The organism is Bacillus sp. FSL M7-1020 (assembly GCF_038050415.1).
GTDB lineage: Bacteria > Bacillota > Bacilli > Bacillales > Bacillaceae_G > Bacillus_A > Bacillus_A toyonensis.
Window position 1 is genome coordinate 1,493,562 of the sequence record NZ_JBBOTW010000001.1, and the last position, 13,957, is coordinate 1,507,518.

Annotated in this window: 11 protein-coding genes, 1 riboswitch and 1 other annotated feature; of the genes, 9 read left to right on the plus strand and 2 right to left on the minus strand. The window is 34.8% G+C overall.

Annotation, left to right across the window (positions count from 1 at the left end):
* Positions 1-37 precede the first annotated feature (37 nt).
* From MHB70_RS07805 to MHB70_RS07825, 5 genes are all read left to right on the plus strand, one after another.
* Positions 38-1,336, plus strand: a complete 1,299-nt coding sequence (locus MHB70_RS07805; RefSeq protein WP_002038412.1) for a sensor histidine kinase — start codon at positions 38-40, stop codon at positions 1,334-1,336.
* Between the two features lie 2 nt (positions 1,337-1,338).
* Positions 1,339-2,271 (plus strand): response regulator, encoded by a 933-nt coding sequence (locus tag MHB70_RS07810; protein ID WP_033657313.1) that lies wholly within the window; start codon positions 1,339-1,341, stop codon positions 2,269-2,271.
* Positions 2,272-2,432: 161 nt separating this feature from the next.
* Positions 2,433-2,903 (plus strand): MarR family transcriptional regulator, encoded by a 471-nt coding sequence (locus MHB70_RS07815; protein WP_001030884.1) that lies wholly within the window; start codon positions 2,433-2,435, stop codon positions 2,901-2,903.
* Between the two features lie 146 nt (positions 2,904-3,049).
* Complete coding sequence (locus MHB70_RS07820) at positions 3,050-4,285, plus strand: MFS transporter (RefSeq protein ID WP_000033171.1); 1,236 nt, start codon at positions 3,050-3,052, stop codon at positions 4,283-4,285.
* A 385-nt stretch (positions 4,286-4,670) separates the two neighbouring features.
* On the plus strand, positions 4,671-7,877 hold the full coding sequence (locus MHB70_RS07825) for a DEAD/DEAH box helicase (protein WP_000011060.1): 3,207 nt from the start codon (positions 4,671-4,673) through the stop codon (positions 7,875-7,877).
* A gap of 102 nt (positions 7,878-7,979) precedes the next feature.
* On the opposite strand, the gene MHB70_RS07830 is transcribed toward MHB70_RS07825, so the two are convergent.
* Positions 7,980-8,114 (minus strand): DUF3934 domain-containing protein, encoded by a 135-nt coding sequence (locus tag MHB70_RS07830; protein WP_000047591.1) that lies wholly within the window; start codon positions 8,112-8,114, stop codon positions 7,980-7,982.
* Between the two features lie 406 nt (positions 8,115-8,520).
* Positions 8,521-8,778, plus strand: a binding site (T-box leader).
* 70 nt (positions 8,779-8,848) lie between these two features.
* On the opposite strand from MHB70_RS07830, the gene asnA reads away from it, so the two are divergent.
* Both asnA and MHB70_RS07840 read left to right on the plus strand, forming a co-directional pair.
* Entirely contained in the window at positions 8,849-9,832 is a 984-nt protein-coding gene (asnA, locus tag MHB70_RS07835; protein WP_000284901.1) for an aspartate--ammonia ligase, read from the plus strand.
* 149 nt (positions 9,833-9,981) lie between these two features.
* Entirely contained in the window at positions 9,982-10,431 is a 450-nt protein-coding gene (locus MHB70_RS07840) for a helix-turn-helix domain-containing protein (RefSeq protein ID WP_000021945.1), read from the plus strand.
* A 190-nt stretch (positions 10,432-10,621) separates the two neighbouring features.
* Here the strand turns inward: MHB70_RS07840 and MHB70_RS07845 are convergent, their stop codons facing one another.
* Positions 10,622-11,851, minus strand: a complete 1,230-nt coding sequence (locus tag MHB70_RS07845) for an aspartate kinase (RefSeq protein ID WP_061530112.1) — start codon at positions 11,849-11,851, stop codon at positions 10,622-10,624.
* 201 nt (positions 11,852-12,052) lie between these two features.
* Positions 12,053-12,239, minus strand: a riboswitch (Lysine riboswitch).
* 192 nt (positions 12,240-12,431) lie between these two features.
* Between MHB70_RS07845 and MHB70_RS07850 the strand changes: the two genes are divergently transcribed.
* Both MHB70_RS07850 and MHB70_RS07855 read left to right on the plus strand, forming a co-directional pair.
* Positions 12,432-13,352, plus strand: coding sequence for a DoxX-like family protein (locus tag MHB70_RS07850; RefSeq protein WP_000824131.1), 921 nt, complete (start codon positions 12,432-12,434; stop codon positions 13,350-13,352).
* Complete coding sequence (locus MHB70_RS07855; RefSeq protein ID WP_061530111.1) at positions 13,345-13,956, plus strand: DUF4166 domain-containing protein; 612 nt, start codon at positions 13,345-13,347, stop codon at positions 13,954-13,956. Before MHB70_RS07850 ends, MHB70_RS07855 begins: the two co-directional genes overlap by 8 nt.
* The last annotated feature ends 1 nt before the right edge of the window (position 13,957 follow it).

The window sequence follows — 13,957 nt, forward strand, 5'->3', positions numbered from 1 at the left end:
CGGGCTTTACTTATACATTTTGAAAAATATATAGGAAGTGGCAGCTTTGAATTGGAATCAATTATGGAAGAAAGATATGTATCTTTTAATTATATTAATGGTAGTTGTCCCAATTGCTGGAGAGCTTAATTTTCATCCTTTTAATGATATGTTTCGTGTTAGCTTCGGGACACCGCTTTTCTTCTTTTTATTATTATTTTTAAGAAGAATACCAGCAGCAGCTGCAGGTGTTCTCGTCGGTATATCTGTAGTTTTATTCCGTGTAAGTCTTGACTGGGTATTGCAAGGTTCATTCCATATGACAGAATCATTTTATTTGCGCTATCCTGTGTTCTTTTATTATTTTATTTATGGAAGCCTCTTTTCGTTTTGTAGGGTAAATAAGTTTCATCAGAAGCCAATTGTTATTGGGTGCCTTGGAATTTCAATTGAAATTATTGCAAGTATGTCAGAACTTGCGTTTTATCATATGCTCGTACTAGGCACAACGATAACAGTTTCTGAAGTGAATAAACTAATCATTATAGCTATTTTCCGTAGTTTCTTTGCGCTCGGTTTTTTAAATATGATGAATTTATATGAAACGAAATTAAAAGAATCCCAAGTTCGAAAAGAAAATGAAAATATGTTAATGTATCTCTCTAATTTATATGTGGAATCTGTCCATTTGAAAAAAACGTTACAAAATGCTGAGTTAATTACACAGGAAGCATATCAACTATATCGAAACTTACAAGCGAACGATGACTTAAATAGCAAAACAGCTTTAAAAATAGCAGGAGAAGTGCATGAAATAAAAAAGGATAATCAAAGGATTTTTGCAGGGTTATCTAAACTGTTATTAGATAAAAATGTGGCTGAGTATGTAGAAGGACATGAATTAGCGGAAATAATTGTAAGAATAAATGAGAAGTATGCTGAAATGCTAGGAAAAGATATACGTTTTTCTAAACATATAGAAGGTGAGCACGCTGCATATCACGTGTATACAGTTCTATCAATTTTTAATAATTTAGTTGCAAATGCAGTGGAAGCAATTGAGGATAGAGGTCTCATTAGTATAAAGCTATATAAACGAGATAAACATATATTCTTTGAAGTAATTGACGATGGTCCTGGTATTGCACAGAAGTATAAGAAATTAGTATTTAAGCCAGGGTTTACTTCAAAGTATGATCAAACGGGAACACCGTCAACAGGTATTGGACTTTCTTACATAAACGAAATGGTAACAGAGCTAGGTGGAGAAGTGAGATTAGAAGAACGAGAAACTGGTGGCGGGTGTAAGTTTATCGTTTGTTTACCGGAGTGCAGTTTAAAGCGGGAAGGGGAATAATGTTGTTTTATTATATCGTAGATGATGATGAAGTTTTCCGTTCTATGCTTTCGCAAATTATTGAAGATGGAGATCTTGGGGAAGTAATTGGAGAGTCGGAAGACGGAGCTTTTATTGAAGCGGACCAACTGAATTTTAAAAAAGTAGATATTTTGTTTATTGATTTATTAATGCCAATGCGAGACGGAATTGAAACAGTTCGTCATATTGCGTCCGCTTTTACTGGGAAGATCATTATGATTTCTCAAGTTGAATCGAAGCAACTTATAGGTGAGGCGTATACACTTGGAGTAGAATATTATATTACAAAGCCACTGAATAAAATTGAAGTTGTATCTGTTGTACGAAAAGTAATGGAGCGTATTCGTTTGGAGCGTTCTATACATGATATTCAAAAATCATTGAATAACGTTTTTAAGTGGGAACAGCCGCAAGTTCGAAATGAGCCAATACAAGAAGGGAAGAAAATAGCGGATTCAGGGCGCTATTTATTATCAGAACTCGGTATTGCGGGAGAGAACGGAAGCAAAGACTTGCTTAGTATGTTGGAATATTTATATGGGCAGGAAAAGGCACAAACATTTGAATTTGGATTTCCTGCATTAAAAGATATTTTCCATCATATTACAATAAGGAAATTAGGGGATGTAGCTTTAGATACGGATATTGATAAAGAGAAGAAAGCATCTGAGCAAAGGGTAAGAAGGGCGATTTATCAATCGTTAAATCACTTAGCTTCCCTCGGGTTAACAGACTTTTCGAATCCGAAATTTGAAAGCTATGCTCCGAAATTTTTTGATTTTACTATAGTTAGAAAACGGATGACAGAAATGACGAAAGATGAAGTAGCGGCTTCTGGTCATATACGTATTAACACGAAGAAGTTTATTCAAGTGTTGTATTTTGAGGCAAAACGGTTGATGGAGATAGAATGAAAAGAGATAAGTGTTTCAGATTGTAGACAAAGTCTTGTTCAAATGACATTGAGTTTCTTGGTGCTCAACACGCTTTTGACTCTCTTTTTTCATTAGAGTTGGAATAGAAGCAAAAAATAAATATAATATGGTTAATGCACCAACGGGGAGGAGGACAGGGCATGAATAAAGAAGAAAAGATCATAGTGGGTTTCAGGGACTTATATAATAAGATTGTTTGGCTTAATAAGGATAAGATGGAAGACAGTCTTAAGGGGTATAATTCTTCTGAAGTACATTGTATCGAATACATTGAAAAAAATGTAGATTCTAACGTGACAAAACTTGCGGAGTCCTTTTATATGACTCGCGGTGCCATAAGTAGAATAACAAAAAAACTTATAAAAAAAGGCCTTATCGAAAGTTATCAGAAGTCGGATAATAAGAAAGAAATCTATTTTAGGCTTACTGAACAAGGGAAAGTAATTTATAAAATACATGAGGATCTGCACAAAGAGTTTGAAGAACGGGATAAAGTTGTGTTTGATCAAGTAACCGAGGAAGAATTTGATAGTATACTTAGCTTTGTGGAAAAGTATAGTAGACATTTAGATACAGAAATAAAGAAACAAGGTGTACATATTAAGTCGTAATCTATTTAAAAAATAAAAATGAAACGAAAGGCAGTCCAAGGATGGATTGCCTTTTTTATTGTTGTAATTTTGTTGACAGGGAAACAAAATGGAGTTATTGTTTTGTTGATAAGGAAACAAAAATAACTGTTGGGGTGAGAATGTAAATGTCCAAATTCAGATCACATAATGAACATAATACGGAAAGAGTCATAGATAAACACGCCTTACTATTCGGTCTTATCTCTGTGTTTCTTTGTGGAATAGGATTCAGCATTATAATACCTGTCGTTCCATTTTTAGTGCAGCCGTATACAAGTAATTCGGCAGAACAAGCGGTCTTCGTTACGCTATTAACTTCTGTTTATGCAGTCTGCGTATTTTTTGCGGCTCCCGCACTTGGAGCTTTGAGTGATAAATATGGTCGTCGTCCATTACTTTTAGTATGCCTTTTCGGTTCCGCAATCGGGTACTTAGTTTTTGGCATAGGAGGAGCTCTATGGATACTATTTGCTGGGCGCATAATAGAAGGTATAACAGGAGGGAGCATAAGCACTATCTTCGCATATTTTGCAGATATTATTCCTCCAGAACAAAGAACGAAATACTTCGGATGGGTAAGTGCGGTTGTAGGAGTAGGCACTGTTATTGGACCAACTATAGGTGGATATCTTGCCAAGTTTGGTTATTCTGTACCTATGTATTTTGGAGTAATCATAACTTTATTAAATGTTGTTTATGGAATCTTATATATGCCTGAGAGCCTTGACAAAAATAAAAGATTGAAAGAGATTACCTTTGTAAGATTGAATCCATTTACACAACTTGCAAATATACTTTCCATGAAAAATTTAAAATGGCTACTTGTCTCAGCATTCTTACTTTGGATACCAAATGGATCTTTACAGGCAATTTTTTCACAATTTACAATGGATACTTTTAGTTGGAAGCCTGCGTTAATCGGACTTATGTTTTCAATTATGGGATTCCAAGATATCATTTCACAAAGTTTTATAATGCCAAAACTTTTGACAAAACTTACTGATAAACAGATAGCAATTCTCGGAATGGTTTCGGAGATTATAGGTTATAGTCTTATTGCAGCATCAGCTTTGTTCTCATTTTATCCGTTTCTTATCGCTGGAATGTTTATATATGGTTTTGGTGATTCCATCTTTGGACCTTCATTCAATGGGATGCTCTCGAAGTCTGTCGATTCTAGTGAACAAGGAAGGATTCAAGGAGGTAGTCAATCTATTCAAGCTTTAGCAAGAATGATTGGGCCGATTATTGGAGGTCAAATTTATGTTTCACTTGGGCATGCCGCACCTGCTTGTATGGGGATCATCCTTATACTAGCCGCAATAACAGTCTTATATAAGGGCACGCATGAAAATATGTAAATTATCTACTTTATCCTCTTATTATAGACAGTAAGCCCCCTGCATCAAAATATGCACATCCATCTCTACGGTGTGTGTGTGAAAAACCTTTATCACTCTTCTTCATAAAATCATATCTTTTAAATTGTTGATGCGATGGCCAGTAAAACTTTTACATGAAAAATGTAGAAAATATTTAAATACTATGCTGGAACCTTTCAGAACCGCCTGTATAATAGGCGGTTTTAAGAGTTTAGGGACAAGTGCTGAAACTCTATTTGCTTACAGTCTGAGGCGTTTATAAATAAGTATCTTTTTTGTTAAACCAGCATTTTATATTTTCTCGTGAAGCATGTAAAATGTTAAGTAAGAGAAAATGGTTTTACAGTAAGGAAGTGTCAAAGCAATGAGTTTTACGTTAAATAAATCGATTATTAAAGAAGTGTGCGGAGAGACCTCATATAAAAGAGGCGAAGCTTATTATAAATCAAATAAAGTAATAATAAATCATTATGATGAAAATAAAGAAATTTGCGAGGCGACAGTAAAAGGAAACGAAGATTTTCATGTTACAGTCGAAAAAATTAAAAAGGGTGATGTTGTTGCGAAATGTAGTTGTCCGTCATTAGCGTCTTTTCAAACGTACTGTCAACATGTTGCAGCAGTATTGATACAAATAAATTATAATCAGCAAACGGGTGGAATGCGCCCAGCTAGTAGTGAACACATGAGCGGGAATGATCAATTAACAAGTGGGATGTTTCAGTTGTTTGCAGACAAGCCACTGAGACCGAAAAGTAAACAACATCGTTTTGATACACGTGAAATACTTCATGTTGAATTTATTTGTACACCAGTAGTTACGAAACAAGGTGGAGCGCTTCTAGGAATGCAGCTGAAACTTGCCAAAACGTATTTCGTAAATCAGATTAGAGAATTTCTTTTTAAGGTGGAGAGAAGAGAACTTTTTAATTGTTCCAATGAGTTTACATATACACCAGATGTACATAGCTTTAAACAAGATACAGATGCGATTATTCAGCAACTTATTAAAATTCATCATAATGAAAAAATGTATGAGGATACGCTAGAAGTACATGCAAAACAAGATGATAGCATGATTTTAATACCGCCAGCGTCTTGGGGGGATATGCTTTCTTTACTTTCTAAAGTTGAGTGTGTGAGACTGAATCAAAATGGACAATCTTTTCATGGTTTACAAATTTCAAAAGGACTCCTTCCATTACATTTTGAGTTTAATAAAGGGAGTAACAGTGGGTTTACGCTTTATATTGATGGCTTACAACGAGTTGAGGTAATGGATACGTATAGTTATGCTCTATTTGGAGGGAAACTGTATCAGTTGAACGCTGAGGATTGCAAGCGGCTTATCGAATTACAAAAAATGATGAATCGCTCTAGTAGTAACCAATTATACATTCCGGCAGATAAGATGGAATATTTTGTAGCAAAAGTTGTACCAGGTTTAATGAAGCTAGGAACTGTACGAATTGATGAGGTAGTATCAGATCGTGTTGAAACACCCGTATTAAAAGCGAAATTATATTTAGATAGAGTGAAAAATCGCTTGTTAGCAGGTCTTGAATTTCACTATGGAAACGTCATAATTAATCCGTTAGAAGAGGATGGACAGCCGTCTGTTTTTAATCGTGATGAGAAAAAGGAAAAAGAGATTTTAGATATTATGAGTGAAAGTGCCTTTGCGAAAACGGAAGGCGGTTACTTTATGCATAATGAAGAAGCTGAGTACAATTTTTTATATCACGTCGTTCCAACATTAAAAGGTTTACTTGATATTTATGCGACGACAGCAATCAAATTACGAATTCATAAAGGAGATACAGCTCCTCTTATTAGAGTTAGACGAAAAGAGAGGATAGACTGGTTGTCATTTCGTTTTGATATAAAAGGAATACCGGAGGCGGAAATTAAAGGAGTATTAGTAGCTCTTGAAGAGAAACGGAAATATTACCGATTAGCGAACGGTTCTTTATTATCACTGGAGAGTAAAGAGTTTAATGAAATTAATCAATTTGTAAAAGAAACGGGTATTCGGAAAGAATTTTTACATGGGGAAGAAGTGAATGTTCCGCTTATCCGGAGTGTAAAATGGATGAACGGACTTCACGAAGGTAATGTTTTAAGTTTGGATGATTCTGTTCAAGAGCTAGTAGAAAATATTCAAAACCCGAAAAAATTGAAATTTGCTGTGCCAAATACTTTACAGGCAGAAATGCGAGAGTATCAAGTGTATGGATTCGAGTGGATGAAAACACTCGCCTATTACCGTTTTGGAGGCATTTTAGCAGACGATATGGGACTCGGGAAAACACTGCAAAGCATTGCTTTTATAGACTCTGTTTTGCCTGAAATTCGAGAGAAAAACATGCCTATATTAGTAGTCTCTCCGTCGTCCCTCGTCTATAATTGGCTGAGTGAATTGAAAAAATTCGCCCCGCATATTAGAGCAGTTATTGCAGATGGAAATCAAATAGAGCGCCGGAAAATTTTAAAAGATATAGCAGAATTTGATGTCATAATTACGTCATATCCATTGCTGAGAAGAGATATAAGGTTGTATGAAAGGCCGTTTCATACACTATTTCTTGATGAAGCACAAGCGTTTAAAAACCCTACAACGCAAACTGCAAAAGCGGTGAAAACGATTCAAGCGGAGTATCGTTTCGGATTAACAGGAACACCTGTAGAAAATTCGTTAGAAGAGCTATGGTCTATCTTCCATGTCGTCTTCCCAGAATTATTACCAGGAAGAAAAGAGTTCGGTGATTTAAGGCGTGAGGATATAGCGAAGCGAGTGAAACCATTCGTATTAAGACGATTAAAAGAGGACGTATTAAATGAGTTGCCAGATAAAATAGAGCATTTACAGTCATCGGAGTTATTACCAGACCAAAAGAGATTGTATGCAGCTTATTTAGCGAAATTAAGGGAAGAAACGTTAAAACATTTAGACAAAGATACGTTACGTAAAAATAAAATTAGAATATTAGCTGGTTTAACGAGATTACGACAAATTTGTAATCATCCTGCTTTATTCGTTGATGATTACAAAGGCAGTTCAGCTAAATTTGAACAACTGTTAGAGATTTTAGAAGAATGTAGAAGTACTGGGAAGAGAATTTTGATCTTTTCTCAATTTACGAAGATGCTTTCCATTATTGGTCGTGAGTTAAATCGTCAAGCGATTCCATACTTTTATTTAGACGGGAGTACACCAGCGCAGGAACGTGTAGAGCTATGCAATCGGTTTAACGAAGGTGAAGGCGATTTGTTTCTTATTTCTTTAAAAGCTGGTGGTACGGGTCTTAACTTAACTGGTGCAGATACAGTGATATTATATGATTTATGGTGGAATCCAGCTGTTGAACAACAAGCAGCAGATAGAGCATATAGAATGGGACAAAAAAATACGGTGCAAGTTATTAAGTTAGTAGCCCACGGAACAATTGAAGAGAAAATGCATGAACTACAAGAAACGAAGAAAAATTTAATTGCTGAAGTAATTGAGCCAGGAGAAGGGAAATTATCCTCCATAACTGAGGAAGAAATTCGAGAAATTCTTATGATTTAAAATAAAAAAAGCTATGCTTTCAAATTTATGAGAGCATAGTTTTTTTGTTTTAATAATTATATTTTGTTTTGAACAAAGTAAAGAAATCAAATGGTATTTAAATTACTTCTTTGTGCCTTTACTTTTATATGGCTTTGCTGCTTTCTTTTTCTTTGCACTTGATTGCCAACGGTTCCATCCTTTACTTCCTGTACCTTGTCCTACACCTTTTTTCGGTTTCGCTTTCGTTTTGCTCATATGATCACTCCGTTATATAAAAATCTTGTTTGATAATAGTCAATGAATTAGAAAATACTCTTGATAAATGACTATGTTTGCTTTAAGTAAAAACAAACTGCTTGAATGCTATAGTATATCATGAAATTGCAAGTAAACTGAAAGGAATTACAAAGAAAATGAAAATAATAAGAAATACTGCGGATTCTATATTTCGAACGATTACACTAATTGTTGTGTATACGTTAGTTTCGGTTAGTGAAACATTTTTTGGATTGACGAGGCAGAAGAAGTAAAGATGTTAAATTAACAACAATCAATAAAGCCGTAAAATATAGAATTGAAAAATATTTTAAAACTTTTTGTTGACTTTCTTTATTTTTTGTATAGAATAATCATTAATAAAATGTTTCAGAGATGTGACAACAAAACGACTATGAAAGGACGAGTAGTAGTAGGACGTAGTCTAAGCGAGTCAGGGGTGGTGTGAGCCTGATACGAAGCCTATTATGAAGAACCTCCTGGAGTTGCTAACCGAAACCCTTTATAGGAAAGTAGACTTAGCCGGGCACTTCGCCGTTACAAGAAGAACAGTATCGAGATCTTCATCTCCGTACTGTATAAGTGAGCAACCTCTGTTGCTAATTTGGGTGGTACCGCGGAACCAAAGCCTTTCGTCCCAGTTTTTTGGGGAAGAAGGGCTTTTTTTGTTGGCTTCTTTTCACAACATCCAAACATTTTAGGGGGAAACCACCATGTATCAATCATTAATGACAGTAAGAGAGACTCAAATCGCAATTAAGGAAGTTAAAACATTTTTCGAAGACCAATTAGCAAAACGTCTTGAACTATTCCGCGTATCTGCACCATTATTCGTAACAAAAAAATCAGGATTAAACGATCATCTAAACGGTGTAGAACGTCCAATTGAATTTGATATGTTACATTCAGGAGAAGAATTAGAAATTGTTCATTCACTAGCAAAGTGGAAACGATTTGCACTACATGAATATGGATATGAAGCTGGTGAAGGTTTATATACAAACATGAACGCGATTCGTCGTGATGAAGAACTTGATGCAACACATTCCATTTACGTCGACCAATGGGATTGGGAAAAAATCGTTCAAAAAGAATGGCGCACTGTAGATTACTTACAAGAAACAGTACGGACAATTTATGGAATATTCAAAGATTTGGAAGATCACTTATTTGAAAAATATCCGTTCCTTGGAAAGTATTTACCAGAAGAAGTTGTTTTCATTACTTCCCAAGAGCTAGAAGATAAATATCCAGAATTAACGCCGAAAGACCGTGAACATGCAATTGCAAAAGAACACGGTGCAGTCTTCATTATCGGAATTGGTGATGCACTTCGTTCAGGTGAAAAGCATGACGGACGCGCAGCCGATTATGATGATTGGAAATTAAACGGTGACATTTTATTCTGGCACCCAGTATTACAAGCTTCATTCGAATTATCATCAATGGGAATTCGTGTTGATAGTAAATCACTTGATGAACAGTTAACAAAAACGGGTGATGATTTCAAACGTGAGTATGATTTCCATAAAGGTATTTTAGAAGATGTACTACCATTAACAATTGGTGGTGGTATTGGACAATCAAGAATGTGCATGTACTTTTTACGCAAAGCACATATCGGTGAAGTTCAATCTTCTGTATGGCCTGACGATTTACGTGAAGCTTGTAAGAAAGAAAACATTCATCTGTTTTAATTAATATAAGTGAGGGGGAGAGTAGCTTGAAAATAGAGTTACTCTCCCTTTTTTTATTGTGTAAACTAGTGGTTTACAGTGCGTGTTACTAATAGTTTCTTTCTTTTTTATCTCCCTTTATGTAATAATTTGCTAAAGGAGGGGACGTTATGAGTATAGGAGAACAGCTAAAAAAACTAAGAGAATCAAAGGAGTTTTCGCAAGAGGATGTTGCTAAAAAAATTGGTGTGACGAGGCAAGCGGTTTATAAGTGGGAAAATGATAAAAGTTACCCTGACATTGATAATTTAATTTTACTGAGCGAAATGTACAACGTTACGTTAGATGAGTTAATAAAAGGGAATCAAAGCTTTAAAGAGAAAATACATATTGATGAAGAAGAGGCGGATTTTGAGAAAGAGAATGAGTTTGGTTTTTATATTGGATGTGGTTTGCTCATTATGAGTGCGTTCATTGAGTATGAAAAAATACAGGTGGTTGTATTAGGAATTGCACTATTCATGATGGTCTTTTACTCGGATGTGAAGAAAATTATTTTCAATGAATATAGATCATTTTTTCAAGGGAAAGAGAGAAACGATATGTGTGATAAGAAGTAAGAAGAGTCAACTATATTTCCTAGGAAAGAGTTTAAAGAATAATTTCATTGTTTTATAATGATTTTTGGATATCGATAATATATTAAAAAGCTGTTTGCGTAGAGTCTTGAAATCTATGCAAACAGCTTTTTATTTATATAGGAAAGAAATAGATTAATATGTTTTTGTAAGTTGCAATAAAAATATTAAATTAGCTCATTTGCACTAAAGGCTCAATTTTCGCCATAAATGATTGATGAAGTGCTTCCACACCTGTTACTAAATGAAGGCGGTCAATAACGACAGACACTTTAATTTCAGATGTACTTACCATTTTAATATGAATATCTTCTTCTTTTAAAGTAGTGAACATATTCGCAGCAACACCTGGATTAGATACCATACCAGATCCTACAATTGATACTTTTGCTAAATGATTTTCATGTTCTACAGACTCATAGTGAAGATCTTCTTGGTTCTGTTCCAATACTTCTAGTGTTTCTTGTAAGTCATTAGAATGGATAGAGAAGGAAAGATGAACAGTTCCTTCATTTGTAATACTTTGAATAATAATATCTACATTAATATGTGCGTTAGCTAACGTAGAGAAAATTATTGAAAGTGAACCTTGTTCCAATCCTTTCACTGTGACACGTGTAATATTATCTTCAAAAGCAATACCTTTAACGATTGATTGTTGTTCCATGTTACATTCTCCTTTTACAATTGTTCCGTTTTCTTGTTCCATACTTGAGCGAACTTCTAAAACGACATGATGATTTTTGGCAAATTCAACAGCACGTGGATGTAATACGCCGGCGCCGAGGTTTGCCAGTTCTAACATTTCATCATAAGAAATTTCATCTAATTTGTAAGCTGTCTTTACAACTCGTGGATCCGTCGTGTATACGCCTGTTACATCCGTATAAATATCACATTTTTTCGCTTTTAGTGCCGCTGCTAATGCAACAGCTGTCGTATCAGAGCCACCACGTCCAAGCGTTGTAATTTCATTTTTTTCACTGATTCCTTGGAAACCAGCTACGATAACAATCGTGCCTTCAGTAAGATAAGACTGAATACGCTCAACGTTAATGTCAGTAATCCGTGCACTACTGTGTACAGATTCTGTCGTAATACCAGCTTGCCATCCTGTTAATGAAATTGCGTTATAACCTTTTGCTTGTAGTACCATTGTTAATAATGAAATAGTTACTTGTTCTCCTGTAGATAGAAGCATATCCATTTCACGTTTACTCGGATTTTCCGCAATAGCGTTAGCAAGTGCTGCAAGTTCATCTGTGCTTTTCCCCATTGCTGAAACGACAGAGACGATACTATGTCCTCGTTCATATTCTTCAATAATTAAATTTGCCACATGTTGAATGCGCTCAACACTTCCGACAGAAGTACCACCAAATTTTTGTACAATCGTTTCCATTACGAATTCCTTCTTTCGTCCATTTTTAAGAATAGATTAGGACATATATAAATCCCAATATTCCTGTAGTTACCAGAGAGAAAAACAAAAAACACCATCTCAAATAAGTGAGGATGGTGCTGTTACAGGAAAAGGGAAACAGAAAACGGAGCTAATAAAAAAACCGCCAAAAAAGGAATACCATGAAAATGATATCTCTTTTTTGTAGATAGCTCTTCATACGTACATGTCTGTACATATGACAGTTCTGTTTCTATTCGAAAACAGCCCCAATTGATAAATGCAGAGAAATTTATCAATTTCGGCAACACTTCCTTTCATCCAATTTCATAGACATCTCTGTGTCTCCATTAGAATACTCATAAGTATTGCAACCTCTATCTCACGTTTTAGGCGAGAGTGTTTGATTTATGAAGTTGTTGGTAACATTTGTTTTATAATAATTTAAATTATTCAGGGAATCAAGTGTTTTATATGTATTTTCAAAATTCTTTCTTTTTAGAGATAAAGTTTGTGAAAAATGTAGCAAAATACATATATTACATGTACATTAAAAATATAGAGTGTAGGAGGTCGGAGTATGAAAAGAAAAAGGCCTATTTATGTTGCAACAGAAATGAAAACTACAATAGAGAAATTATGGGAATATACGCAAGAACCAGACCTACATACAGAATGGGATGCTCGTTTTACTGAAATTTCGTATTTAGAGAAAAAAGAGGGAGAACCACAGAAGTTTTTATATAAAACAAAGATAGGATTTGGGCTTGAAATAGGCGGAGAAGGGGAATCGATAGGTGAAATAAGAAAAGAAACTGGTGAACGGATTTCTTCTTTGAAATTTTGGACAGACAATACATTATCACTTATACGAATAGGGCGTGGTTATTGGAAGTATACACCGCATAAAGAGTGTATTCATTTTGAAACGCAATATGATTATGATACGAGATATGGTCGTATAGGAAATGTGATTGATTCATATATGTTTCGTCCATTATTAGGTTGGGCGACTGCTTGGAGTTTTGATGCTCTCAAATTATGGTTGGAAAAAGGTTTGCATCCTAGTTTGCTAATTAGAAGAACGATGACGTATTGGCTCGTTTGTTTTTTATTTGCTTTTGTATGGATATATCAAGGGATAGTGCCAAAACTACTGTTTACTCATTCAGAGGAAGTAAAGATGCTTTCTTTATTAATCGGTTCAAATGAAAGTAGTGTATGTATACTTAAAATAATTGGGGTGTTAGAAATAATTTTCGGTGTCGTATGGCTGTTGCCAATAATAAAACGAAAATTATTTATACTGCATATTATTGTATTACTAGTTTTAACGTTAGCGGCAGGATTTACGAATATCGCAAGCTTTACAGGGCCGTTTAATCCGATTACATTAAATGTTCTTCTAATGGGGTTATCAATTGTCGGTTATATAAATAGTTTCGATTTACCAAGCGCGAAAAATTGCAAGAGGGCGAGAAAGGGACAAGTGTATGGCTAATATGTATGAACGATTATTAGGGGATACCTATAAAAATCTTCATCCTGAATTGCAGAAGCGTTATGCGATTACAGAAGAGAATAGTTTTACAGGGGAAGGAAAGATGGATGAAATTTACGGTGGCTCTTTTTTCGTAAAATTTATATTGAAAATTGCATCGAAGTTTCGAATGTTTTTCTCGGAACGAGGAGAGGAAATTCCATTTACGATACAAAACATAGCTGAGCGAGATGAATATGGACAAGAATTAGTAAGGTGGAACCGTACTTTTTATTTTCATAATAAGAAAAGATATTTTAACGCAGTTATGCAATTGGATGAAAACGAAAATGAAATTGTAGATTATTTTGGCGAACCACATTTACTCGTTTCTACACTGCATCTTCATATCGATGAGTTAGGGGCAATGCATATTTCTTCAAAGGAACAATGGTTTTATATGTTTGGAAGAAAAATGCCGTTACCAAAATTTTTGTATGGTGAGGCAAAAATTGTTGAAAGTTATGATGAAACACTTAAGTGTTTTCGAATTCATGTACAAGTACGAAACCCGTTAATTGGTTCGCTTTTTTCATACAAGGGAACATTTGTAGAAAGGGAATAAA

Bases quoted from the DNA above. Each gene is read 5' to 3' on its own strand.
- MHB70_RS07815 (WP_001030884.1), top strand. From the start codon at position 2,433: ATGAATAAAGAAGAAAAGATCATAGTGGGTTTCAGGGACTTATATAAT.
- MHB70_RS07820 (WP_000033171.1), top strand. From the start codon at position 3,050: ATGTCCAAATTCAGATCACATAATGAACATAATACGGAAAGAGTCATA.
- MHB70_RS07825 (WP_000011060.1), top strand. From the start codon at position 4,671: ATGAGTTTTACGTTAAATAAATCGATTATTAAAGAAGTGTGCGGAGAG.
- MHB70_RS07830 (WP_000047591.1), bottom strand. From the start codon at position 8,114: ATGAGCAAAACGAAAGCGAAACCGAAAAAAGGTGTAGGACAAGGTACA.
- asnA (WP_000284901.1), top strand. From the start codon at position 8,849: ATGTATCAATCATTAATGACAGTAAGAGAGACTCAAATCGCAATTAAG.
- MHB70_RS07840 (WP_000021945.1), top strand. From the start codon at position 9,982: ATGAGTATAGGAGAACAGCTAAAAAAACTAAGAGAATCAAAGGAGTTT.
- MHB70_RS07845 (WP_061530112.1), bottom strand. From the start codon at position 11,851: ATGGAAACGATTGTACAAAAATTTGGTGGTACTTCTGTCGGAAGTGTT.
- MHB70_RS07850 (WP_000824131.1), top strand. From the start codon at position 12,432: ATGAAAAGAAAAAGGCCTATTTATGTTGCAACAGAAATGAAAACTACA.
- MHB70_RS07855 (WP_061530111.1), top strand. From the start codon at position 13,345: ATGGCTAATATGTATGAACGATTATTAGGGGATACCTATAAAAATCTT.